Consider the following 24,064-nt stretch of genomic DNA (forward strand, 5'->3'; position numbering starts at 1 on the left):
CGATCAGAGTTGGCGCTTTAGCGCCTTACTCTGGTCCCATGCAAAGCTCTCGAGCGGCAACGCCGCCGGGTCGGTGCGCTGCCTGCAAGGTGTCCGGCACTGCCCGGCGGATCCCTGTCACAACGTTTCTTCGGTACCGAGAATCACGGTAGCCTGACTCGACAATACGCCACCGTTGCCGTGCGCGACGGCAAGCCGCGCGCCCGGCACCTGGCGCTCTCCGGCACGCCCCGTCAACTGACGCAGCGCTTCTTCCATCAGAAACAATCCGTACATGCCAGGATGCACGCACGACAAGCCGCCGCCATTCGTATTCACCGCCAGGCGCCCGCCAGGCGCGATCGCACCGTCGGCAACGAAACGGCCGCCCTCGCCCTTCGGACAAAAGCCAAGATCTTCGAGAAACAGAATGGTGTTGATGGTGAACGCGTCGTACAGCATCGCGACGTCGATATCGCCGGCATTGACGCCGGCCATCTCATACGCACGTCGCCCTGAATCCCGCGCCGCCGTCACGGTCAGGTCGGGCATGTTCGCGATCTCGCGATGCGACGTGGCGGACGCCGCGCCGAGTAGATAAACCGGCTTGTCTGTCAGGTCGCGTGCCCGTTCGGCGCGCACCATCACGATCGCGGCGGCGCCATCCGTCACGAGACAACAATCGCGCACGGAAAGCGGATCGGATACGAGGCGCGCGCCCAGCACGTCGTCGACCGACAGGGGTGTCCGCACGAATGCCTCCGGGTTGAGCTGGGCCCATTGACGCGCCGCCACCGCCACTTCGGCGAGATCCCTGCGGGTCGTGCCGTACTGGTGCATATGGCGGGCCGCGGCCAGCGCATAAGACGACACCGGGTTCATCGGTTTATACGGACTCTCCCACGGCGACGGACGGGAGGACTGCACCAGTTTGCCCGCCCCGCTGCGCTGATTGCTGCCATAAGCGATCAGCGCGACGTCGATCTGGCCCGTCACCAGCGCCATGGCCGCCGTGTGCGCATAGATCTCGAAAGCCGAGCCGCCGCTGCGGTTGTTATCAGTGAACTTCGGGTGGAGGCCGAGGTATTCGGCGAATGTCAGGCCCGACAACATGTCGTCAGGCATGCAGACGAACAGGCCGTCGACATCGCCTGGCGACAACCCGACTTGCGCCAGCGCATCGACCGATGCCCGCGCTGCGAGATCCAGCGACGACATTCCCGGCGCCTCGCCGATTCCGTATGTCGCGCCTGCCACCAAGGCGGTGCGGCCACGTAAGTTGAATTCCATGCGATCTGTCTCCCGTCGATGCAGCGGGCGCATTCCACGCCTGCCGCCGGTTGGCTGGCCTCAGGCTGGCTCGAACACGAGTAGCGCCGCGTCGTTCCTGAATACGATCCGCGCCTGAACGGGCATGCCGATGCGCACGGCATCCGGTTCGACCCCTTCGACACAACTGAGCATCCGGACTCCTTCGTCGAGATCGATCAACGCGACGTTGTAACTCGGCGTGGGTGACTTCTGCCTCACCACCGTCGTGGAGTAAACCGTGCCCCGCCCGCAGGCTTCGACCCATTCGAGATCGCGTGCGCCTGTGACCGGCTCGGCTACCCGTGGATAGAACACGTGCCGGCCGCTGCTGCGGCTGCGCTGGATCATCAACCGGCCTTCGGCCAGAAACTTCTGATAGTCGACTTCAGGACAAACAGACTCCATTTCCCGCTCCTCCTATGCATTCCGCCACGGACCTTGACGCCAAACCCAGCCGCCACTTCAGTTTTCGACTGAAAATAAATCAAATAACCGAACACCGTTCTACATTCTAAACACGCATGGACCGCCATGTCAATCGCGCCGAACGGCCCTGGCGCGCCGTCCGACAAGGCTCTCACTACATCCGAACAACGCTCGGTCCGCACTACGGGCAAACCCCTGTCCGCTCGACATCACGCTTGACGAGTATCAAGCCATCGTTTACGTTACCGAACATTGTTCAGTATTTTGAAGAACGCGGAATTCCGGATCTGACTTGAACGTGCGTTCCACTTATACGATTTTTAGAACGCTGTTTACATATCGGGCCTCGCACCATTCGCAAGAGACTTACAACGTGACTTATCAACTAACAGACGACCAGATCCAGATTCGTGACCTGATTCGGCGCGTCGCAGCGGAACGGGTGGCGCCGCGAGCGGACGAAATCGACCGCACCGCCGAGTATCCGGACGACATGTACGCCTTGCTCAAGGAACTGGGTCTTTTCACACTGCCCTTTCCCGAGGCCTACGGCGGGGCGGGCAGCGTCATGTCGGCCTGTATCGCCGTCGAGGAATTGGGGCGGGTTTGCTACAACACGGGTTATCTGCTCGTCGTGCAATGGACCCCGTTCGGCGCGATTCTGGAAGGCGGCACCGAAGAGCAGAAGGCGCGCCTGCTGCCCGGGCTTGCGTCAGGCGAACTGCGCGGCGCGCTTTCCATCACGGAATCGCAGAGCGGTTCCGACGTCTCCGGTATCCGCACCACCGCCCGCCGCCACGAAGACGGCTATGTGCTGAACGGCTCGAAGATCTGGTGCACCAATTCGCACATCGCCGACTTCATGCTGGTGGCGGCGAAAACGCTGGATGAGGAAGGCAAACCGCTCGGCATCAACCTGTTCATCGTCGATCGCAAGACACCCGGTCTCACGATCGGGCGCGAGGAAGACAAGATGGGTGCGCGCGGCGTGGCCTCCTGCCCGCTCTTCTTCGACGACGCGTTGATCAGCGCTGACAACCGGCTCGGCCCCGAAGGCGGGCAAGGTTTCAAGGTGGCGATGGAAGCGCTCAACACCAGCCGGCCGATCGTGGCGGCGCGCGCGGTGGGCATTGCACAGGGCGCGATCGATCACACCCTCCGCTTCATTCAGGACCGCGTCGCCTTTGGGCAAACCATCAGCAACTTCCAGGGCGTGCGCTGGATGGTGGCCGACATGGTCACGCAAACCGAGGCTGCGCGCCAACTCGTCTATCGCACCGCATCACTGGTGGATGCCGGCGTGACCGGACGCGAGCTCGCGCCGATGGCGGCAATGGCCAAGATGTTCGCCTCCGACGTCGCCATGAAAGTCGCCACCGACGCGGTGCAGCTGTTCGGTGCCGCCGGCATCTCGAACGAATACCCGATCAACCGCTATTTCCGCGACGCCAAGGTGGTTCAGATCATTGAAGGGACCAACCAGATCCAGCGAAACATCGTCGCGGACAGCGTCCTCGGACGCGTCAAGAAAAACTGAGCGACGCGCCCCGACCCTAACGGCGCGCGACAACAAGAGAAAGGACAGACAAATGGCAGAAATCGAAACAGTTGGCCTCGGGATTCATTGGGAAGATCTGCCCGTCGGTCGCAGGTTCAAAACCGTCGGACGTACGGTGACCGAAGCAGATGTCGTCAATTTTGTTTCAGTGACGGGCATGCTTGAAGTGCTGTTTACCAACATCGAATTTCTGAAAGAGACGTCCGCCATCAAGGGTCGTGTCGCGCCGGGCGCACTGGTGTTTACGTTCATCGAAGGACTACTGACTCAGGCGACGATGCAAGGTGTCGGCTTTGCATTCCTGAACATGGAACTCGACATCAAGGGCCCGACCTTCGTTGGGGACACGATCCATGCCGAGTGCGAAGTGATCGAATGCCGCGCCAGCAACGGGCGTCCTGGGCTCGGACTCGTGCGCACCCGCAACCGGGTGTTCAAGCAGGACGGCTCGGAAGTAATGGTCTATACGCCGCTGCGGCTGGTGAAGGGCAAAAACTACAAGGCCTGACCATGCACACCCCACAGCAACCTCTGGATCTTCCGACCGGCCCGCTGACCGGTGTGCGCGTGATCGACCTGACAATCAATGTGCTTGGTCCCGTCGCCACGCAGCTCCTCGGCGACATGGGCGCGGACGTCATCAAGATCGAACCGCCGGAAGGCGATCAGAACCGCAAGAACGGTCCTGGCCGCAACCCGGACATGGCAGTGTTCTACACGATCATGAACCGCAACAAGCGGAGCGTGTCGCTTAACCTGAAGCGGGCCGAGTGCCGTGAAGCCGTGCTTCGTCTCGCCGAGACCGCGGATGTTTTCGTTCACAGCATGCGGCCCAGCGCGGCGAAGCGCCTGGGCATCGATTACGAAAGCATCAAGGCACGCAATCCGCGCATCATTTACGCGTCGGGTCCGGGTTATCGCCCCGATGGCCCCCACAAGGATCGCCCCGCGTTCGACGACGTCATCCAGGGCGAAACCGGAATTGCCGCGATGAATCGCGATGCGGACGGCTCGCCGCGCTACTTCCCCACCGTGATCGTCGACAAATTCTGCGGCTACGTGCTGGCCTCATCGGTGAGCATGGCGCTGTATCACCGCGAACGCACCGGTCTCGGCCAGTGCGTGCAGGTGCCGATGTTCGAAACGATGCTGCAGTTCAACCTTTTTGAACATTTGTGGGAGGGCGCGCTCGGCTCGGCCGACGGAAAGGGCCTCGGTTATACGCGAATGTTCTCGCCCCACCGCCGCCCCTACGCGACGAAGGACGGCCACATCTGCCTGCTGGCGGTCAACAACGACCAATGGCGGCGCGTGCTGTGCGCGATTGACGCAACGCACCTGCTCGATGACCCGCGCTTTTGCGACATGGCAGATCGCATGCGCAACATCAACGAGCTCTACAGCGCAGTCAGCGACGCGATCCAGACTCGCACCACAGCCGAGTGGAACACCATCTTCGCAGCCGCCGACGTGTCGCACGGGCCGGTGCGCGAGCTGAACGACCTGATGCAGGACGACTACATCAAGGAGACGGGGTTCTTCCGGCACTACGAACATCCCACCGAAGGCGACATGGTCATGACATCGATCCCTGTGCATTTCTCCGAGTCGCCGGGCAATGTGCGCTACCTGCCACCGAACCTGGGCGAGCACAGCATTGAAGTCCTCCTCGAAGCCGGCTACACCGCAAGCGAGGCGGCCAGCCTGACTGGCCGCCCGCCGGTCGATACGACGGACACGCTCGAAACTGTTACCAAGGCTTGACGGGCGCCGAAGCGCTCCGCTACATCATGCGAGGAATCCGAAAATGAAAGGTCTCAAGAACAAGGTCGTGGTCGTTACGGGTGGCGCGGGCGGCATCGGCACCGCCATCTGCAAACGCTTCGCTGAAGAAGGCTCCATCGTCGCCCTGTTCGACCTGAATACCGAAAGCGCGGGTCGGGTTGTTGCCGGGATCGAGGCCGCCGGCGGCAAGGCTCGCGCGTACCGCGTCGACATCACCGATCACGAGGGCGTGAATGCGGCTGTCGGGCAAGTCGAGGAAGAACTCGGTCCGATCGAGATGCTCGTCAATAACGCGGGCTGGGACATGGGCGCCTTTTTCCTCCAGACCGAGAAGCCGTTCTGGGACAAGGTCGTTGCCATCAACCTGTATGGCCCGCTGAATATGCATCACGCCGTTCTCAAGCGGATGGCTGAACGCGGCCGCGGAAAGGTCGTGAATATTTCGTCCGATGCCGGGCGCGTCGGCTCGTCGATGGAAGCGGTTTATTCGTTCTGCAAGGGCGGCATCATCGCCTTTTCGAAAACCATGGCGCGCGAAATGGCGCGGCAGCAGATTCCCATCAACGTCGTGTGTCCCGGCCCCACTGCCACCGCGCTGCTCGACAACCTCGCACAGGGCGAGAAAGGCGACCGCATCAAGGCGGCGCTGGTCAAGGCGGTGCCATTCGGCCGCATGGGCGAGCCCGACGATATCGCCGGGACAGTCGCATTCCTCGCCAGCGACGATGCCGCGTTCATCACCGGTCAGGTGATCAGCATCTCCGGTGGACTGACGATGGCTGGCTGAACGCCGCTCTCCGCTTATTCAACCCGCAACCGGAACAGGAACAGGAACATGGAATTTCAGGACATTCTCTATCGCGAAGCCGACGGCGTCGCGACGATCACCATCAATCGCCCGAAGGTCTACAACGCGTTTAACGCCAATACCTGCGAAGAACTGATCAAGGCATTCGGCAAGGCTGGATGGAACAAGGATATTGGCGTGGTCGTGTTGACCGGCGCCGGAGAAAAAGCCTTCTGCACGGGCGGCGACCAGTCCGGCGATGGTTATGGCGGGCGCGGCACGGTCGGGCTGCCCATCGAAGAACTGCAAAGCATCATTCGCGACATTCCCAAGCCGGTCATCGCACGTGTGAACGGCTATGCGATCGGTGGGGGCAACGTGCTCGTCACGATCTGCGACCTCGCCATCGCATCGGAAACCGCGGTTTTCGGCCAGGTCGGCCCAAAGGTGGGATCGGTCGATCCCGGTTTCGGTACGGCGTACCTGGCGCGCATCATCGGCGAAAAGCGCGCGCGAGAGATCTGGTATCTGTGCCGCAAATACAGCGCGAAGGAGGCGCTCGAATGGGGCTTGATCAACGCGGCTGTTCCGCCGGACCAGCTCGATGCCGAAACGAAAAAATGGTGTGACGAGATCCTGCAGATGAGTCCGACCGCCATCGCGCTGGCCAAACGGTCGTTCAATATCGACAGTGAAAACATCCGCGGTATCGGCGCTTTCGCGATGCAGGCGCTGGCGCTTTACTACGACACCGACGAATCTAAGGAAGGCGGCAATGCGTTCCGTGAGAAACGCAAGCCGGAATTCCGCAAATATGTGAAGTAAGGATTGCTCGACGTATCGAGGGCGGTTGTTAGCGAAGCCGTCTTCGCTTCACACCTGGCGTACAACGCCAGACATCTCCGAACTGGCGCTCAAGCTGTTATCGGCTTCGAAGCGGCCGGAGTTACGTCATGCAGCCAGAGCACGGGCGTCCGCCTGAACCTGGCGCGCATAGCGATTCAGGTGATACTCCATGTTGCCGAACAGCGCGTCGACGATCAGTATCCGCCGGTAGTGATGGCCGACCTTGTATTCGTCGGTAATGCCGTAACCGCCGTGCAGCTGGATACCTTGCTGCGTGACGAATTTCGCGCTCCTGATGGTTTGCGCCTTGCAACCCGACACGTCCACGCTGCGCATGCCGCTATCGTCGGTCAGCGCCTTGAGTGCCCGATGCAGGGTTGCCCTCGCCTGCATGGCATCGATCGCCATGTCGGCGATCCGGTGCTGCAGCGCCTGAAAGCTGCCGATCGGCAGGCCGAACTGCTTGCGCGTCTTCAGATATTCGGATGTGAGCTCGACCGTGTCGTCGACGTGGCCGATCAGTTCCGCGCAACTCGCGACCATCGCTTCGTCGACGGCGTCCTGTAAGCCCTGCAGCGCCTCGCCGGGTGTGCCGATCGCCACTTTCGCCCCAACGGTCACGCCGGCAAGCACCAGGTCGGCGGCGGGTGTGCCGTCGAGCAAACGGTACGGCTCAAGTGTCACGCCGGCCGCATGAGGATCGACGACGAACAGCGCGAGGCCGGCCTCATCGTGCACTCCGCCGGCCACACGCGCAACGACGATCAGGCGATCAGCCATTGTTGCGCCGACCACCAGCGTCTTGCAGCCGTCCAGTCTCCATGCGCCATCCCCAACCTGCTTTGCCGTCGCCGCCACGTGTGGCACGACACCTCGCGCTTCCCGTTCACTGTGCGCAACGGCAATCAGCGTTTCGCCCGAGATAATCTCTGCCAGCAACTCGTCGCGCTGTTGGCCGCTCGCGCAACGGGTAACGAGCGCCGCGGGGAACACGCCACACATGACGTAAGGTTCCAGGACCAGCGCCCGCCCCAGTTGCTCCGCGACGAGCGCGCTCTCCACCGGCGTAAAGCCCAGACCGCCGAATGCGTCGGGTACCGCGACACCGAGCCAGCCCATCTCGCCGAACAAGCGCCACATGTCGCGCGAAAATCCGCCTCCGTGAGCCGCCAGCTTGCGGCGGTGCTCGAAGGCGTAATTTTTCTGCATAAAGCGTTGTGCGCTGTCCTGCAACATCTGCTGTTCGTCACTCAGATCAAAGTTCATGCTGCGTCCTTTCCCGCCCGCAAGAGGCCGGAGCCGTGATGTCGTATCAATGAAGTGACTCGCGCCATTGCGTCCAGTCAGCCGTCACAGGCCGAACAACGCCTTGGCAATAATGTTCCGCTGGATTTCGGCGGTACCGCCGTAGATCGTGCACGCGCGCCGGTAGAACACCTCGGCGGCAAGACCCGGCGCGTAGTCCGGTCCCACGAAGCTTTGCTCCCGCAGCGCGTGCTCTTCGTTGGGATCGGCGTAGAACACCGCGCCGTAATCGCCGATCACTTCAAGCAGCATCTCGGTCAGCTTCTGATGCAACTCGGAACCACGCACCTTGAGCATCGAGCCGATGGCCATGCCGCCGCTGCGTTCGTCGAGACCTTGATGCAGGATTCTCTGCACCGCCATATCGATGGCGAGCACTTCGAGTTCGTATTGCGCGAGTCTGACCGCGAACGTCGGATCTTCGATCAAGGGGGTGCCGCCCGCACGCTCACGCATCGCATAGTGACGAATCTTGCGCAGATAGCGCTTCAACGCCGGCGCTTCGGCGCCAAGGAAAGCGCGCTCATTGAACAGCAGAAACTTCGTGTAACCCCATCCCTTGTTTTCTTCGCCGATCAGATTCTCCACGGGGACGCGCACGTTGTCGTAAAACACTTCGGCGAGGTGACTGCAACCGTCCAGCGTCGCAATGGGCCGAACCGTCACGCCAGGTGAACTCATGTCGAGCAGCAGAAAGGAAATGCCTTTCTGCGGTTTGGCTTGCGAATCGGTGCGGACCAGAACGAAGTTCCACTGGCCGTAGCTGCCGAAGCTGGTCCAGATTTTCTGGCCGTTGACGACGTAGTGATCGCCATCGCGAACGGCTGTTGTTCGCAGCGACGCAAGGTCAGAACCGGATCCGGGCTCGGAAAAGCCCTGAGTCCAGAACACCTCGCCACGCTGGATCGGCGGCAGGAAACGGCGCTTCTGCTCTTCATTCCCGAATTCGCAGATCACCGGCCCAACCAAGGACACGCCCGCCTGATTCTGCGCGGGCGCACCGGCCAGATAACACTCTTCCTCGAAGATATAACGTTGCGCCGCGCTCCACCCCGCGCCGCCAACGTCCACCGGCCAATGTGGCACCGACAAGCCTCGCGTTTCGTGCAGGATTCGAGTCCAGCGCAACGCGTCGTCGTCGCCCGCGAGAAATCCCTGTTGGCCACGCCAGGCAAGATCCGGAGGCAAATGCGTCTTCAGGAAATCCTGTACCTCTGTGCGAAAGGCTTTGTCCGCGGGATCGACGTGAAAATCCATCGTATGGGCTCCTATGGTTCGGTTCGCCGGATCCCGCCCGCCACGCTCGCGGCACCGGGGATTCGACCCACCAGCGTACGGGGCGTCGGCACCGATTCATACAGTTCGACCACCACGCCAGCTCTCCGCGCGAGGACGTTGGCCTGACTGATGGCGCCTTTTGCGCTCAATTCACCGTTATCGAGCGTGGGCGGATCGCTTTCGAGCACGACCCGCAGAATTCGGCTGGAACTGCCCCCAGGCCGTGTCGCCAATGCGTCGAGTCCGCGCTGAAAGTGCGCGCGCACACCCGTGCTGCCGACGATCCGGTTCGCGTCCGCCGCAGGCTCCAGCAGGTCGTCGCACAATGCCCGGCACGCCCCCAGGTCTGGAAACACCAGCGCAGTGAGAAAGTCGCGATCATGGCCGGCAATCACAACGTCCCGTGCATATGGCGAGAACATGTTCAACGCGACAAGACGCAGTTCGGCCACGTTCACCCACGTGCCAGTGGAAAGTTTGAAGTTTTCCGCGAGGCGGCCATCGAAGCGCAACCCCTTCTCCGGATGCTGCGGATCGATGAACGTGCCCGCATCGCCCGAGCAGAAATAACCCTCTTCATCGAACGACGCGGCAGTCCGTTCGGGATCCTTCCAGTAGCCAGGCGTCACGCAATCGCCCGCATAGCGGATCTCCAGCTTCGCCCCAACCGGGACCACCTTGACCTTGACACCGGGCACCGGAAGCCCGGCAATCGCTTCCCGACGTGGATCCCACGCCGCCGACATCGGCGTGGGTCCGGCTTCGGTGCCGCCGAGGCCAGACATGATCAGCACGCGTTGACCGATCGTCCTGACCGCAAGCTCGTCGAATGCGGCCCAGATGTATTCCGGCAAGCTGGCGCCGCCGTAGTAGATCAACGCCAGCTTGCTGAAGAAGTTCTGCCGCAGCGCGGCATCGGTGCGCAGATGCGGGATCAGCGCTGCCAATCCTTGCGGCGTATTGAGGTAAATGACCGGCGCGATTTCCCGCAATGCCTCGACCGTCGGACCGATCTGCTCCGGCGTAGGCTTGCCGGGATCCATGTAGTACGTCCCGCCACCGTAGAGCACCATGCCGAAGTTATGCGTGCCGCCAAAAGTGTGATGCCAGGGGAGCCAGTCCACCAGGACCGGAGGCTCACTCTGAAGAAAAGCGAAGGTCTGTGCGACCTGCTGCCGGTTGCTGCACAACATTCGCTGCGAGTAAATCACGCCCTTCGGCGCACCGGTCGTACCGGACGTGAACATGATCTTGCCTACCGTATCGGGGCCGACACTTCCAAACGCCTCGTCGACGGCAGCGGTAACAGGTGTCTTGAGCCAGTCAGAAACGAGCGAAGCCGCGCGCCCTTCTGGAGGCGTGCCGCTCACGAGGCATTCGACCTCGCCGAACACATCGCGCAGTGCCCGGCCGTAAAGCGCCCCGTCGTCCGCAAACACCAGACCTGGCGTGCACACCGCGGCGAGATGCTTCAGCTTGGAGAAGTCCTCGGACAGCAGCGAATACGCCGACGTAACCGGCACATAGGGCACGCCGACATGGAGCGCCGCCAGTGCAAGCAGCGCATGTTCGAAACTGCGGTCCGAGAGGATCATCAACGGCTTGCTGGCCGACAGACCTCGTGCGAGCAGCGCCTCACCGAGCGAACGTGCGCCGTCGAGCGCCTGGCGGTAGGTCAAATGCTCCCAACTGGCGCCATCGGCTGAGCGCCGTGCAAGCAGTGGCCGCTCAGGCGCGACACTGGCCCAATGCACCAGCCGTTCAGTCAGTCGCGTCGGGTAAGGCTCTAGCGCTTCCTCCAGTTCATAGACCACGGTCCCGTCAGAACGGTATTCGACAGCCGCCTTCGTACCGCCCAGGCAAGTGGGTCGGAACGGCACATCCATTAAAGGGTCATGTGAAAGCAGACCTGCATTCATCTCCGTCATCCTGTCGTTAGCTCGCCATGCTCATGTGCTCACTACTTTGTAGACCTTTTTCACTTTCGTCACAACAAGCATACGAACTGATATGTGAACATTGGTCATATTTAAGAACAAGAATATCGCTAAAACGCGCGTACGTCTATCCAGACTCGCCCGACGCAAGCAGTTGCCGGAACACGGCTTGACGTGTCCACCCGATCAATGGACCTGTGCTGCCCGGTCTCGCAAGCTTCTTAAGTCCAGACCACAAATCGCTCATGGACATTTCTCCAAGTTTGAACTATTTTATGAACGTCGTTCGTATTTTTAAACGATCCGATGATGTCGTCGTCCTTATGTTGGGAGAGCAAAATGCAGAGAGAAGTCGTAATTGCAAGCAGCGTTCGTACTGCAATCGGCGACTTCGGGGGTGCGCTCGCCTCCGTGGCGCCGACTCAACTGGGCGCGACTGCCGTCCGCGAAGTCCTCTCTCGCGCGCGTGTCGAAGGAGACGCGGTTGGGCACGTCGTGTTCGGCAATGTGATCCATACCGAGCCGAAAGACATGTACCTCGCGCGCGTTGTGGCACTCGAAGGTGGAATCAGCGTCGAAACGCCGGCATTGACAGTGAACCGCCTGTGCGGCTCGGGACTGCAGGCCATCATTTCAGCCGCGCAGGCGATCTGGCTCGGTGACACCGATATCGCGATCGGCGGCGGAGCGGAAAGCATGACGCGCGCGGCCTACCTCGCGACCGGTGCCCGGTGGGGTGCGCGCATGGGCGACATCCGTCTTATCGACATGATGGTCGGCGCGCTGACCGACCCGTTTAGCGCGTGCCATATGGGCGTAACCGCAGAGAACATTGCGGCGAAATACGGCATCACCCGTGACGATCAGGACGCACTGGCCGTGGAATCGCACCGTCGAGCCGGACGTGCGGTCGAAGCCGGGTATTTCACGGAGCAGATTGTTCCCGTCGCGGTACACACAAAGAAGGGCGCGACGATGTTCGAACTCGACGAGCATGTTCGCCCCACCACTACGGTGGATGAGCTGGCGAAACTGCGCCCGGCATTTCAAAAGGACGGCACCGTGACGGCGGGCAACGCGTCTGGTCTAAACGACGGCGCAGCGGCCGTGCTATTGATAGAAAGAAGCACGGCTGAAGCGCGCGGGATCCGCCCACTAGCGAGATTGGTCGCCTACGCTCACGCTGGTGTCGATCCTCGATACATGGGCATCGGTCCTGTGCCGGCGACTCGACAAGTCCTCCACCGCGCCGGACTAACCGTAGCGGACCTCGACGTCATCGAAGCCAACGAAGCGTTCGCGGCACAAGCCTCTGCCGTGGCAAAAGAATTGCAACTCGATCCGGCAAGGGTCAACCCGAACGGCTCCGGCATTTCGCTGGGGCACCCGATCGGCGCGACAGGTGCGATGATTACGGTAAAAGCACTCTATGAACTGGAGCGGATCGGCGGCCGCTATGCGCTCGTGACAATGTGTATCGGCGGTGGCCAGGGTATCGCGGCCATCTTCGAACGTATTTAGGTGCAACAGGGTCGCCGACAGTGGAACTATCGAAGGAAGTGGTGTGAGACGCCGCCGGGCAGGCGGCGCCCGCACTGGCCCACTACTCCTGAATGGTCGCGACCCGGTCGCCCAGTACTTCCCTGCAAGCCTTAAGCGCGACACTCACCGCAGGAAAGCCTACATACGGAATCGCATGCAGGACAACTTCCTCCAACTCCTTCTCCGTCAAGCCGTTCGCAAGCCCGATACGCACATGATTGCTGAACTCCCAAGGCGTGCGTTGCGCGATCAACATGCCTAGCGTAACGAGGCTTCTGGAGCGGCGATCAAGGCCTGGACGCGACCACGCATCACCGAACGCATTTTCAAGGGCAAGCGACGCCGCATCGGCGCCGAACCCGCCGGATGACGCGGCGGCATCCATCGCCCCCAGAAACTCGTCGCCCAACATTTCGCGAACAACCTGACGTCCCTTCTCACGACTTTCTGACACGGTCTGCTCCTTGTCCTTAACAGTTGTACTCAACAGTTGTACTCAAATCGTCATTCAGGCTGGGCACGCTGCCTCGTCGCCCACCTTGTCCATCATCGTTGCCAGCCTTCGGTGAATCAGATCGCGCGCCTGCGCGATCATGCGGGTCACCAGTTCTTCGCAGGTGGGAATATCGTGAATCAGGCCGATCGCGAGGCCGGCGGGAAACGTGCCGTCGTCCGTGTCGCCTGTTTCGTAAATGCGCCTTCCGCGCTCGCCGCTCACGAGCGGCTTCAGGTCCGCGAATGTCGTGCCCTCCTGGCGCTCCAGAACGAGCACCTGCTCCGCCACGGCGTTACGGAAAATGCGCGACGTGTTCTTGAGTGTACGGAAAATCAGTGCGGTATTCCGCTCATCATGTTCGAGCAACTGGCGCTTCACGTTTTCGTGAATCGGCGCTTCACGTGTCGCCATGAAGCGCGTGCCCATATTGATGCCGTCTGCACCCAGAGCGAGTGCCGCTACCATGCCACGCGCGTCGGCGATGCCGCCCGATGCGAGCATCGGAATGCGCAGTTGCGCCGCAGCAGCCGGCAGCAATACGAGATTCGGCACGTCGTCTTCCCCTGGATGGCCGGCGCACTCGAATCCATCGACACTGACCGCGTCGCAGCCAATCGCCTCCGCCTTCAGTGCGTGGCGCACAGACGTGCACTTATGAATCACCTTGATGCCCGCTGCCTTGAAGGCAGGCAGATAGGACTCGGGATTGCGTCCCGCCGTCTCGACAATCTTCACTCCGCTCTCGACAATAGCCTGCACATACTCGTCATAGGGGATTGGTTTGATTGTCGGCAGGATGGTCAGGTTCACGGCGAACGGCTCGCTCGTCATCGACCTCACGCGATCGATTTCAACGCTCAGCGCTTCGGGCGTCGGCTGTGTCAGTGCGGTAATGGTACCCAGCGCACCGGCGTTCGATACCGCGGAGGCCAGTTCCGCACGTCCCACCCACATCATCCCGCCCTGCACAATCGGATAGCGAATTCCCAGTAGCTCCGTGATGCGTGTTTTCATGGTTTTCCCTCCGTGAGGCGATGCAATGCTGGCACTGCAACCGCGATCGGAAACAGGGAATCGTCGCGAGGACCAACCCACGACGCCCAATTCCTATTTACGAACGTTGTGCAAGTATATACACTTCCGTCCATCGCACCAATACTCGTAACACTCACCATTTCGTGACCCGACGGCCAGATGGATACCCGGAGGGGCGTTTTGCTTGCCGGGCACAGGTCAGGGAACGTAAGGCAGTGCACGGCTTCAAGGAGGTTTAGTGAACCAGCGCGACGGTAGTGACTACCTGTCCATTCCAGCCCGGCCCTCGCAGGCAGAGGCGGAAGAGGCAGTTCGAACGCTCATCAGATGGGCTGGGGACAACCCGCTTCGCGAGGGACTCGTCGAGACACCCGCACGAGTCGCCCGCGCTTATACGGAGTTCTTCTCAGGTTATCTGTCAGATCCCATGCAGATTCTCGCCACGACATTTTCCGAGGTCGATGGCTATGATGAGATGGTCGTGTTGAAGGACATCCGCTTCGAAAGCTATTGTGAGCATCACATGGTGCCGATCATTGGACGGGCCCACGTCGCCTATCTGCCGGACCATCGAGTGGTAGGCATTTCGAAGCTTGCGCGACTCGTCGATACGTATGCGAAGCGGTTGCAGATTCAGGAAAAGATGACCGTGCAGATCGCGGATGCGCTGAATACGGTATTGCAGCCCAAAGGTGTCGGCGTGATCCTGGAAGCGGCACACCAGTGCATGAGCACGCGCGGCGTACACAAGCCCGGAACCTCGTTGGTGACAAGCAGGATGCTGGGCGCATTCCGCGAAGACCCGTCGACTCGCCGGGAATTCCTGTCGATCATCGGTAACGGTACGACCGCACCGCTACCCAATACCTAACGCCACGCAAGCATTTCGCCCACGGGCTCGGAGCGCCGCTGGCGATGCTCATCGCCATGCGTTCAGGGCAGCATGCGGAAAATTCCGCCATTCAAAGCGGTCATTGTTATGCAACTGCCCTGGCAATACACGCAGGGTTCCATGGATATCTGGCTGCTTACCGCCTTCTGCGCGCCCCATGTCGCCACTAGTACCGCGGCTATGCCCACTGCACCCAGCATACTGATCAATCGCACACGTCGTTTCATCACTATCTCCCCCTACGCGGGATACCCAAACGTCCGGAGCCTTCCAAATGATTCTCTGGACGATCAGCAAAGAACTGCAACTTCGTCATTTCAACGTGGTAACCAAAATGCCCAGTCAACAACTTCGTCTGGATTCCCAACCAATTCTCCGCGATCGTCAATCGCATCGGAGTGGTACGCCGACAGGTCAACTGTCGATCCATACGATCAAGGCCGCGACAGTAGCGATGAATGCAATCAAGAATCGCCTGTCTGTCCAGCAGGTTCTCCAGACGTCTTTCGAATTCTGGTGTCGTGATTGCCCGCTTAATTGAGGATAGCGGCAAAAAATACGATTGCGCCAATCAGCGCGCCGACAAAGCAAAAACCCTCGTTCTGCCCGTCCTCGCTACTCGGTCCGCGTCGCAAGATGCAACTGACCACGCCAAAGAACGACGCACCACCCAGCACGACGAAGACCATCACAACGTCAAATATCGCCGAGCGGCCAAGCTCCTCCATTCGCCAATCGCGTAACAACAGATAGGCGGCCAATGCAAGGATCGACACCAGCAGGAGCGGCAGCATGATCTTCCGCTCGTCGCCGGAAAGCTTGTGTGCCAGGCGGGTCATAAGCGTTCTCCCTCGAACACATCCGCTGGACCTGGAACGGTGTAGTTCCGCTTTCCATATGCAAGCCTGAGCGATCTGATCGTGCCAGGCATCGAGGTCCATTGCGATGGCTCGGCGACAGCAGCAAAAACCGCCTCAGACACGTCTTCGCACGGCAACTCTGCATCTGCATGCGGAGCGTCGGAATTGTGCGAGTAGTCGGCGAGAGGGCCGCATAGGTCGCTATACAGGAGATACATGGTTTGTCTCCTATCGGGGAAGGCCAGATGGGTGCTCACAGGACACCTCTTGATCACCATCGTAGGTGAGAGCGTTCCGTTATGCAACTATCCGTTCAATTATTCGGATCAGTATTTTCACTACCCTTCACGCACGTCCAGTGCAGCACAGGCACATAAAAAATCCCCGTCACCCTACTGGCGGCATCGGGGATGAACAGACACCATGCACAGGCTTCGCATGCTGCATGCAGCACGAGTAAACACCACCTGACTTGCGGCAGTGGGCGTGACCGGATACTTTTCTATCTGTCAGGAAACCTGAAATCCTCCATCGACCGCGAGCAACTGGCCCGTTACATAGTCCGCAGCGGGAGATGCAAAGAACAGCACGGCACTCGCGATATCTGCGGCGATGCCGATGCGACCCAACGGCATGCGCCCAGGTTGCGTGATCGGCCCGTGCGCCTGATGGACCTTCGTCGATGCCGCCGCGCCTTCGGTCGCGACGCCACCTGGTAGCACTGCGTTGACGCGAATCCGGTCCGCCGCGAATTCGAGCGCGGCGGTCTTCGTCAGATTGTTCACGCCGGCTTTCGACGCGCCGTAATCGCCATTGTCGAAAATCACGGGCTGCAGCGATGCAACCGAAGAAATATTGATGATCGACCCACCGGCCTTGCCGGCCTGCATGCGTTTGACAGCTTCACGCATGCACAGGAACGTCCCACGCAGGTTGATTCGCAACACCCGGTCCCACTTTTCCGCCGACGTATCGAGGAAGCTCGTCTTCGGATAGATCCCCGCGTTGTTGACGAGTATGTCGAGCCGGCCGAGTCTGGCGTGCGCCGTTTCGAACATCGCGGCGATCGAAGCTTCGTCGCCGATATCGACCTTCGCAGCAATCGCTTTACCCGATGCTTGCTCGATCTGCCCGACCGTTTGCCGGGCTCCTTCTTCATTCAGATCGGCTGCAACGACAACCGCTCCCGCGGACGCCAGCAATAGCGCTGTTTCTCGTCCGATACCCGACCCTGCTCCGGTGACCAGTGCAACCCGCCCGCTGAGGTTAAACAGGCTTGCAACATTCGATGTACTCACTGTTCCTCCAAGTGCTCGCGATGCGAGCGATTATTTTGTGAACGTCATTCACAAAAATAAACGCTGCAATCAGCAATGTCAAGACAGCGAAAAATCCGTGGGCATTCGGTGTGCGTGAGCAGGCCCAAGCAAGATGCGTCGCCACGCGAGATGTCGTCTGCTCGCGGCGTCAAAGGAAGGATGGGGCTTACGAGTTCCAGCGAAACGGATAGGCGCGCAACGAGCAGCGACGGGCGACCGCTCCCTACCGCGCCAGCTTCTACGGCTAGGGCGAATATCGGGAGCGGTTCATGCAGCGCCGGCGGCCCCGCTCACTTCGGCGAAGTATTTGAAAGATCCCGAATGATATCGAGCATCGCGCGATGATAAGGTTTGTGCGGACGATCGGTCCACACAAGAGAAACTTCCGTATCAAACGATGGCGAAAGATCTTCGATATTGACGAAAGCCACGCCCTGCACCGGAAGGTGCCTCGCCGAATCCAGCATCAGTCCGACGCCGAGTTCGTTCGCCACAAGATTAAGCATCGTATAAGGATGCCGAGCCTGCCGCGTGATTTTCGGCGACGCGCCAGCATCGCGCCGGGCAGCCTCGAAAGCTGCGAACACTGGCTGGGAGACTTGCTGAGGAAACATGATGAGCGGATACACCGCGAGATCCGCCAAGCTGATGCTGGTCCGCTGGGCGAGCGGCCAGTTCGCCGGAACCGCGGCCACCACGCTCATACGCTCGATGACGATATTTTCAAGTTCCGTCACATCAGCGACGCTGGTGACGACCACACCAAGATCAATGCTGCCGTTCTTCACACTGGCGACGGTCAGCGCACTGCCGCGCTCGATTAGACGCACGTCGACTCCGGGCCATTGTTTTCGGAGCGCATGCATGGAGAGCGGCAGGATGTGCATCGCGCACATCGGCACGAACGCAATACTCAGGCTGACCAGTTCGTCAGCGGCCTGGCGTACCCGGCGCTCCGCCAGATCGGCCTGGGCAAGCAACGGCTTTGCCTCTGCCATCAGGGCCGCGCCAGCAGGGGTCAGCGAGACCCCACGCGGCGTACGCTCGAGTAGCCTGGTACCCAGTGACTCCTCCAGACGCATGATGGACTGGCTAAGCGGTGGCTGAGCCATGCCGAGCCGTGCTGCCGCGCGTCCAAAATGCTGGGTCTCGGCGACTGCGACGAAATGCCGGAGGTGACGCAATTCCATGGCGTGATATCGCTTTGATATGGGGACCTGGCGGAAGAATATCGCTTTTGCAGTTTTGCGGCGAGCCGCGATCGCGTCAGCGCCATTACAGATCACGAATAGCTTGATCGTTTCCGTGGCGTCATCGATATTACGTGCGACTCGCGCGTTCGTCTGCGCCCACACCTGGCAGACCGCTCGCTGTGTAATCTCCGCCTGCGCGCTTCGTTCAGCAGCGCATCGGCAAAGCGTTGCAGTGCCTGTACGGATCCATGCACACTTTGGTATTCCTCATGACCGATCCGGCCGTTGAGGATCACCTGCATTCCTGAGTGCCTGGCGATTTCCAGAATGTCCACGACACGCCTCCTTGCGACATCGAGTCCGTTAGGTGCAAAAGGTCCGCTCTCCCCGGCACGAACCCGATCAGGCTGCACGTGGGTCGGCGCGCATTGCCGGTCGGTCGGTTGGAGGAAACACGCACCACGATCCGTCATCGTGCCGGAAGAAAAAGATCGCGAGCGGGCGCGCAGGTCGGGATGCTTCGACGCAGACATAGCGTCGTCGGCTCAACCGCGCATGACCGAACCGCGTGACACGAATCGGCATGCCCGGCGTCGGGGCAAGCCACTTGTCTATCAGCCAGCGCAAGGACTTTTCATCGGATCGCATAACTTTCCCCTTCAACCCGTTTCGATCAATCGCCACGGCCATGCACGGGCTTGATCATCAATAGGTCTCTTGACCGAATAATAGTAGCTGCGTGACCTATTCTCAAGGCAATTCGAATGGGAGAAATACCGATAAGGGTTAGCAGTCTTTCGGCTGATGAATGGCCCTTCTCAAGGATTGCAGAGGCCGGTTTGCAATTGGTCATAAAACCTATAATAAAACTGGCAGTGGCTGGGTTTAGCCGGTTTCTTGACCTATGATGAATGTACGGACCGAATAGAAAACGTTCTGCCACTTTTTCACCCCGGGTGCGCTTGCATGCAGACTGGCAAATCAGCGCCTGACTCCGGCGCGAGCGGAGGCTGAACACTACGGCGGTGATCTACTACTGGGGATTGGCGACAGATGAAGGAATTGATCATCACCTCGACAGCATTCCGGGGAACCAGCGAGTCAGGCGAGCCGAAGCGGCGAGGCAATAGAACAACCCGCGTGCCCGCAATCCTGGAGGCCTCGATCAGGGTCTTCGCGACCGAAGGCAGCGCCGGGTTCACCCAACGTCGAGTCGCAAGTGATGCCGGGATTCGCCTGAGCACCTTGCAGCACTATTTCAGTACCCGGGATGAACTGTTGCGAAGTACGATTGAAGAAATGGGCAAGCGCTACGTGGGGCGCTATCGTGCGCTGGTCAGGGACAAGCTTCGGTCGCCGGAAGCGCGCCTCGACGTCATCGTCGACGAGACGTTCGCCGCGCTGACGAGACCAGGCACCAGCTTGAGCGCCTTCGCCCTGCATTGTTGGAGTCTGGCCGAGCATGAACCTTTCGTGAACGAGCTGGCGATAAATATCAACGGCGAATTTCTGGAATTGCTTGCGGGTCTTGTTGCGAAAATAAACCCGGCGCTCCCGTCGGCAGAGTGCACACTGCGAAGCGCATTGATCCTTTCGAACATGGAGGGCTTGACCGTTTTCATCCGTCGCGCCGGAGAGAACGCGCCCGATCTGGACGCCCTTCGAGCTGCCACAAAAGTGGTCTGGAAAGCGTTGAGTAATGCGCCTCAATAAGTAAAAAATTGCCTCGAAAGCTAATGCCAGAGCCCCTTTGCGCCCCCTCATCCTGGGCCATACCGTCACTGGGCCGTTCGAATACCGTGGCTGTTGATTTGCACTGAATCCGGACCCACCTGATTGAGGTTGACCCGCCAAAACGGACACCTTTTGATCAGCCGGCGCGTGGCGTTCAGTTCAGCCGTTCGGCAATCGCATCGTCAATGGCAACGCCCCGGCTACGCTGCGACAACCGCACTATGGGTGATAGTGGCGTGCTAATCGCCGTCAGAGTCCAAGGAACAATGTTGCCTATCTTTCACAGATGGGCCGGGGCGTTCAGCGAGACCTGGAACTGGCAGATCCGGAAGCATTCCCGCCACATAGCCACAACTTATGAAATTGAATACCGGTTTTGCGGACCCCCAACATACCGCTTCTTCGCGATTTCGAGGATCTGTTCGCGAACCTGGTCGAAAGAACCGAGTATCGACCGCTCGTCAGATCCCACGCCGGCTTGCAGACGTCTTAGCACGGCGTCGTCAACCAGGAAGGTGATTTCGCGCGAGTTGTCGTACCCCCAGAAACACACACAATGGCGGGAGGCATCGTAGCTGCGGCTGGGGTTGGGGAATTGAAGCGCCACGATCAGCTCGTAACGCCTATGGCCGGGTAGCGCCACTTGCTAGCGTTGGAATTGATGGCTGCGTAACTGGCACGTCTCCTTTCCGCCCGCAGAGCATCCGCTGTGTCGAGTACGTGAGCACGCGTCCTACGCTCGATGGAATACTCGGTCTCGCTGCTAGCTGTGACCGAGGCAGGTTTAATTGGCGATCGCATGATGGTGTCCAGAGGAGGTCGCTCAAAGGCGACCGGCCATCTCACTGTATACCCTTTGGCTGGCACCGCCGTCTTTTCTTACCGGAACCGGAGAACGCAATGGTTGCCGGAATCGTTCGGCTCGCGATTCGTAGTTCACGGTCGCTCCTGGAGCGGCCATAAACGGACATCCGGCCGACCGGTCACGGCGGTTGTCAACGTAGTTATCGCCTCACCCGAATCGATTGATGTAAAGATGGGAAGACCTGCGCGCTCTTGCTGATTCCTTGATAGACAGACGATCATATAGATATCTTGAGCCGACGAATTTCCGCTTCGGCTCGCTGCAAGCGAAGGTGGAGAGCGGCTTGAGTCGGCGGCACGAGGGAACAACTGTCTGCACCAGCAGCTATCCATGAATTGAATTCTTTCATCACGTTTCCCGCCTCAAATGCGCATGCGTGTGTCGTGTTGGCCGGGCCCCTTCTATGAAACCTCGACGAATTGGGGGCGCTTTCGCAACTTCACCGTCGGAATTCGCAGTGGCGGCTAATCGCGTCGAATTGCGCACTCCGGATTCATCCACATTTTCTTTTTTCGTTTTTCTCAGATGAAACGTCAACTATGAAATAACGCGGGATATACGAATCGATAAGCCACCACGCCTTTTCATGGGTACAGTCATCCGGCTGGTGCGCCTCTTGCTGCTGCCGGTCATCCGTCAACCAAACAACGATACAATCCCGGCACGAAGCTATCAGCGGCCTCATCATGGAGTATCACGTCACCTACGAGTACAGCCTGGCAGATGACCCGGACAACTATATCGTCATGGTGCCTTCGCAACTCGTCCACGCAGCACCCTCCAACATCGCGCCTGTACTGTTGCCCGAATTCATCAGAATCGTCATTCTCCAGCGCTCGCCGCAGATAGCCAATATCCGCTGCCTGCGAATATTGCGGCCGACACCACCTGACTCCGTGCAGGAGTAAGACACGCCCGAGTATCGATTCGTTAGAGCGACCTCCCGCAGGAGGCCTCCGGCCAATCCAGCGAAGCAGTTGCTCTGCGGCGATGGCCAACAGGCTGGCTCAATTTCACCCCCGACCGGCTAAAAGCTCGACAGCGTCGTCCTTGCATGTTGCAGTCTCCGTACCGTTTAATGCATTGATCAGAATTCCGAATCGATTTGGCAAACGGAAGAGCGCCTCAGCGCATGAGTTAGCCCCTTTTTACAGGATCACGGGTCTGTTCTCTTTTTTTCACAGTTATCCTGATTGTTTCCTTCTGAAAGCAGGTACACTCCGCATACTGGAACCTTCCACTGCTGTCGATCGCCCCGTATTTTTCTATTCCACCTTCCACGCTCTTCAGGAAAGACGTTTCGAACCATTATGTCCGTCCAGAACGCGATCCCGCATACGTAAGAGAAGGACAACTCGCGAAGCTCGGCAACCCCGAGCACCTGCAGCGCAGCCAATGGATCAGCCTGGCGACTGTGGTTGCCATCACATTTCTTCTGGCCAGCTTCTCGACGCAGCGACGCGCTTCGACACGACCCGAGCATCTGACGGTCTACGTCAGGTCTCGGTACGCCCCGATGCCGCCGAAAAAAACCTGTGCCCAGCGACTACGCCAGTGTGGCCGACTATACGAGATTTGATGGCACTGTCGTGCTGTTTAACGGATTTGGCAAGAAGACGGTCGTGTCATTTCCAGACGCCGGAGTGGTCCGGACACTGCGGATGTGTTGAGCCCTCCTGAAATGGTCCGGACACGAGCGGGCATAACCCACAATCTAGCCATGCATCCGCCATTGCACAAACGATCCGGGAGGAACAAAACCGCTATATCGGCGTGGTCTCGCCTACTGCTGCACGTCCCATGACTTCCCTGCAATTCCCGGCCTCGTAAGACCACAGGTAAATTCCCGCTCCGACATGGCGGCACGCGGATAACTCTTGCCATTTGCAGGTGTGAACACATCTCGCGACATATCCTGCTGGCTGGATACCTCCTCGGCACGCCGTACCGCGCAGCGCGACTCCACCGGCGCTAATGGGCCTTCAGATTTCCGGCACAGTAGGCGGCCCAGTCGTCCATCATCCGACGGCGCCGCCGGAACATGTCGCCGCGACGGTACGCTGCCTCCACCTTGTCGTCAACAGCATGTGCGAGCGCCATCTCTGCCATTTCGTTGGGATAGTTGGTGCATTTGGCTGCCCAGTCGCGGAAGGTCGAGCGGAAGCCGTGCACGGTCAGGTCCGGGCGCTTCATCCGGCGCAGCACCCTCAGCATCGCCATGTTGGATCATGAATGCGGGCGCCTCGCCAAAGGAAGGCAACGCGGGATGATGCCGGACCTTGCGCACCTTCGTGCGTGCGGGCAGGATCTTGTCGAGATGGCCCTTCCATCGTGCCGGGTTCTCTCCTTCCCGGTACCTGTGCACCGCTGCCCAGTCGAGCACCGATTCGATACGTCCGCGTACCCGACTGGCCGTCTCAGGCTTCGTCTGCCAGACAGGCTCGAGCACACTCACGGCGAGCGTCGTGTCGATATCGGGTGCAGGAAGCGCGCCAATGATGGGTGACGCGTAGGTGGCCAGCGTGTTTTCCCCGCGCGGTTGGCCTTGATAAATGCTTTGGTACACTCATCAAACGTCCTGCTACGGGCAGCCGTCGCGCGCTGCTGCGCGTGCTCCGTACGTCGTGCCTCGATCGGATCGATGCCATCGAGCAGCAGTTTCCGGCACCGCGCGGCACGCGGGAAGATCCGGCACAAGAAAAAACCCCGGAAGGCCCATGTGGCGGCCTTCCGGGGTTTGGTCCGGGACATTGCGAGATGCCCCGGGAGGTGCTCCTGGCGGAGACGGAGGGATTCGAACCCTCGATCCAGGTTTTGGCCCAGATGCTCCCTTAGCAGGGGAGTGCCTTCGACCTCTCGGCCACGTCTCCCAAACTTTCGGTCGCGCAGGGAGTCAGCGCGACGAAGCCAAGATAA

The 24,064-nt window shown here is 60.0% G+C and carries 23 protein-coding genes, 1 tRNA gene and 1 pseudogene; 10 read left to right on the forward strand and 15 right to left on the reverse strand.

Annotated features, from left to right (window positions below; translation table 11 throughout):
* Nucleotides 1-117 precede the first annotated feature (117 nt).
* The gene (locus tag SB772_RS02470; protein WP_410831693.1) at nt 118-1,269 is read right to left on the reverse strand and encodes a thiolase; all 1,152 of its coding nucleotides are present in this window, start codon (nt 1,267-1,269) and stop codon (nt 118-120) included.
* A gap of 60 nt (nt 1,270-1,329) precedes the next feature.
* Nucleotides 1,330-1,695, reverse strand: coding sequence for a Zn-ribbon domain-containing OB-fold protein (locus SB772_RS02475; RefSeq protein ID WP_410831694.1), 366 nt, complete (start codon nt 1,693-1,695; stop codon nt 1,330-1,332).
* 394 nt (nt 1,696-2,089) lie between these two features.
* On the opposite strand from SB772_RS02475, the gene SB772_RS02480 reads away from it, so the two are divergent.
* The 5 genes from SB772_RS02480 to SB772_RS02500 are packed head-to-tail and all read left to right on the forward strand — an operon-like array spanning nt 2,090 to nt 6,671.
* On the forward strand, nt 2,090-3,253 hold the full coding sequence (locus SB772_RS02480) for an acyl-CoA dehydrogenase family protein (protein WP_410831695.1): 1,164 nt from the start codon (nt 2,090-2,092) through the stop codon (nt 3,251-3,253).
* 52 nt (nt 3,254-3,305) lie between these two features.
* Nucleotides 3,306-3,782 carry a MaoC family dehydratase gene (locus SB772_RS02485; RefSeq protein ID WP_410831696.1) on the forward strand — a complete coding sequence of 159 codons (477 nt, stop codon included), beginning with the start codon at nt 3,306-3,308 and terminating at the stop codon, nt 3,780-3,782.
* A gap of 53 nt (nt 3,783-3,835) precedes the next feature.
* The gene (locus SB772_RS02490) at nt 3,836-5,038 is read left to right on the forward strand and encodes a CaiB/BaiF CoA transferase family protein (protein WP_410831697.1); all 1,203 of its coding nucleotides are present in this window, start codon (nt 3,836-3,838) and stop codon (nt 5,036-5,038) included.
* 43 nt (nt 5,039-5,081) lie between these two features.
* Entirely contained in the window at nt 5,082-5,846 is a 765-nt protein-coding gene (locus SB772_RS02495; RefSeq protein WP_410831698.1) for a glucose 1-dehydrogenase, read from the forward strand.
* 48 nt (nt 5,847-5,894) lie between these two features.
* Nucleotides 5,895-6,671: an enoyl-CoA hydratase-related protein gene (locus SB772_RS02500; protein ID WP_410831699.1), complete on the forward strand. Its 777-nt coding sequence runs from the start codon at nt 5,895-5,897 to the stop codon at nt 6,669-6,671.
* A gap of 126 nt (nt 6,672-6,797) precedes the next feature.
* Here the strand turns inward: SB772_RS02500 and SB772_RS02505 are convergent, their stop codons facing one another.
* The 3 genes from SB772_RS02505 to SB772_RS02515 form a co-directional block, all read right to left on the reverse strand.
* Nucleotides 6,798-7,958 carry an acyl-CoA dehydrogenase family protein gene (locus SB772_RS02505; protein ID WP_410831700.1) on the reverse strand — a complete coding sequence of 387 codons (1,161 nt, stop codon included), beginning with the start codon at nt 7,956-7,958 and terminating at the stop codon, nt 6,798-6,800.
* An 84-nt stretch (nt 7,959-8,042) separates the two neighbouring features.
* Complete coding sequence (locus SB772_RS02510) at nt 8,043-9,254, reverse strand: acyl-CoA dehydrogenase family protein (protein WP_410831701.1); 1,212 nt, start codon at nt 9,252-9,254, stop codon at nt 8,043-8,045.
* Nucleotides 9,255-9,265: 11 nt separating this feature from the next.
* Nucleotides 9,266-11,194, reverse strand: a complete 1,929-nt coding sequence (locus SB772_RS02515; protein ID WP_410831702.1) for an AMP-binding protein — start codon at nt 11,192-11,194, stop codon at nt 9,266-9,268.
* Between the two features lie 357 nt (nt 11,195-11,551).
* Between SB772_RS02515 and bktB the strand changes: the two genes are divergently transcribed.
* Nucleotides 11,552-12,733: a beta-ketothiolase BktB gene (gene bktB / locus SB772_RS02520; RefSeq protein WP_410831703.1), complete on the forward strand. Its 1,182-nt coding sequence runs from the start codon at nt 11,552-11,554 to the stop codon at nt 12,731-12,733.
* An 82-nt stretch (nt 12,734-12,815) separates the two neighbouring features.
* Here bktB and SB772_RS02525 read toward each other — a convergent pair whose 3' ends face one another.
* Both SB772_RS02525 and SB772_RS02530 read right to left on the reverse strand, forming a co-directional pair.
* Nucleotides 12,816-13,208 (reverse strand): carboxymuconolactone decarboxylase family protein, encoded by a 393-nt coding sequence (locus SB772_RS02525; protein ID WP_410831704.1) that lies wholly within the window; start codon nt 13,206-13,208, stop codon nt 12,816-12,818.
* A gap of 54 nt (nt 13,209-13,262) precedes the next feature.
* Complete coding sequence (locus SB772_RS02530; protein ID WP_410831705.1) at nt 13,263-14,264, reverse strand: NAD(P)H-dependent flavin oxidoreductase; 1,002 nt, start codon at nt 14,262-14,264, stop codon at nt 13,263-13,265.
* Nucleotides 14,265-14,523: 259 nt separating this feature from the next.
* Between SB772_RS02530 and folE the strand changes: the two genes are divergently transcribed.
* Nucleotides 14,524-15,156, forward strand: a complete 633-nt coding sequence (gene folE, locus SB772_RS02535; protein ID WP_410831706.1) for a GTP cyclohydrolase I FolE — start codon at nt 14,524-14,526, stop codon at nt 15,154-15,156.
* Between the two features lie 295 nt (nt 15,157-15,451).
* A complete protein-coding gene (locus SB772_RS02540) occupies nt 15,452-15,718 on the forward strand; it encodes a hypothetical protein (RefSeq protein ID WP_410831707.1) in 267 nt (88 codons plus the stop codon).
* Here the strand turns inward: SB772_RS02540 and SB772_RS02545 are convergent.
* From SB772_RS02545 to SB772_RS02560, 4 genes are all read right to left on the reverse strand, one after another.
* Nucleotides 15,711-16,016 carry a hypothetical protein gene (locus tag SB772_RS02545; protein WP_410831708.1) on the reverse strand — a complete coding sequence of 102 codons (306 nt, stop codon included), beginning with the start codon at nt 16,014-16,016 and terminating at the stop codon, nt 15,711-15,713. The genes SB772_RS02540 and SB772_RS02545 overlap by 8 nt on opposite strands.
* Before the next feature lie 530 nt (nt 16,017-16,546).
* Complete coding sequence (locus SB772_RS02550; protein WP_410831709.1) at nt 16,547-17,335, reverse strand: SDR family NAD(P)-dependent oxidoreductase; 789 nt, start codon at nt 17,333-17,335, stop codon at nt 16,547-16,549.
* Between the two features lie 311 nt (nt 17,336-17,646).
* Complete coding sequence (locus SB772_RS02555) at nt 17,647-18,711, reverse strand: LysR family transcriptional regulator (protein ID WP_410831710.1); 1,065 nt, start codon at nt 18,709-18,711, stop codon at nt 17,647-17,649.
* Nucleotides 18,712-18,951: 240 nt separating this feature from the next.
* A complete protein-coding gene (locus tag SB772_RS02560) occupies nt 18,952-19,197 on the reverse strand; it encodes a hypothetical protein (RefSeq protein ID WP_410831817.1) in 246 nt (81 codons plus the stop codon).
* A gap of 405 nt (nt 19,198-19,602) precedes the next feature.
* Here SB772_RS02560 and SB772_RS02565 point away from each other — a divergent pair, with 405 nt between their 5' ends.
* Nucleotides 19,603-20,262 carry a TetR/AcrR family transcriptional regulator gene (locus tag SB772_RS02565; protein ID WP_410831711.1) on the forward strand — a complete coding sequence of 220 codons (660 nt, stop codon included), beginning with the start codon at nt 19,603-19,605 and terminating at the stop codon, nt 20,260-20,262.
* Nucleotides 20,263-20,638: 376 nt separating this feature from the next.
* On the opposite strand, the gene SB772_RS02570 is transcribed toward SB772_RS02565, so the two are convergent.
* Nucleotides 20,639-20,890, reverse strand: a complete 252-nt coding sequence (locus SB772_RS02570; protein WP_410831712.1) for a DUF1488 domain-containing protein — start codon at nt 20,888-20,890, stop codon at nt 20,639-20,641.
* 944 nt (nt 20,891-21,834) lie between these two features.
* On the opposite strand from SB772_RS02570, the gene SB772_RS02575 reads away from it, so the two are divergent.
* Complete coding sequence (locus tag SB772_RS02575) at nt 21,835-22,056, forward strand: hypothetical protein (protein WP_410831713.1); 222 nt, start codon at nt 21,835-21,837, stop codon at nt 22,054-22,056.
* Between the two features lie 1,063 nt (nt 22,057-23,119).
* Here the strand turns inward: SB772_RS02575 and SB772_RS02580 are convergent.
* The 3 genes and pseudogenes from SB772_RS02580 to SB772_RS02590 all read right to left on the reverse strand — a co-directional run bounded on the left by SB772_RS02580 (nt 23,120) and on the right by SB772_RS02590 (nt 24,018).
* Complete coding sequence (locus tag SB772_RS02580; RefSeq protein WP_410831820.1) at nt 23,120-23,368, reverse strand: hypothetical protein; 249 nt, start codon at nt 23,366-23,368, stop codon at nt 23,120-23,122.
* Between the two features lie 157 nt (nt 23,369-23,525).
* Nucleotides 23,526-23,714 (reverse strand): annotated as a pseudogene (locus tag SB772_RS02585) (phage integrase central domain-containing protein); the annotation flags it as partial.
* A gap of 210 nt (nt 23,715-23,924) precedes the next feature.
* A tRNA-Ser gene (locus SB772_RS02590) sits at nt 23,925-24,018 on the reverse strand.
* Nucleotides 24,019-24,064 lie beyond the last annotated feature (46 nt).

The sequence above is a fragment of the Paraburkholderia sp. SIMBA_030 genome (genome assembly GCF_046535245.1).
In the GTDB taxonomy this organism is placed as follows: domain Bacteria; phylum Pseudomonadota; class Gammaproteobacteria; order Burkholderiales; family Burkholderiaceae; genus Paraburkholderia.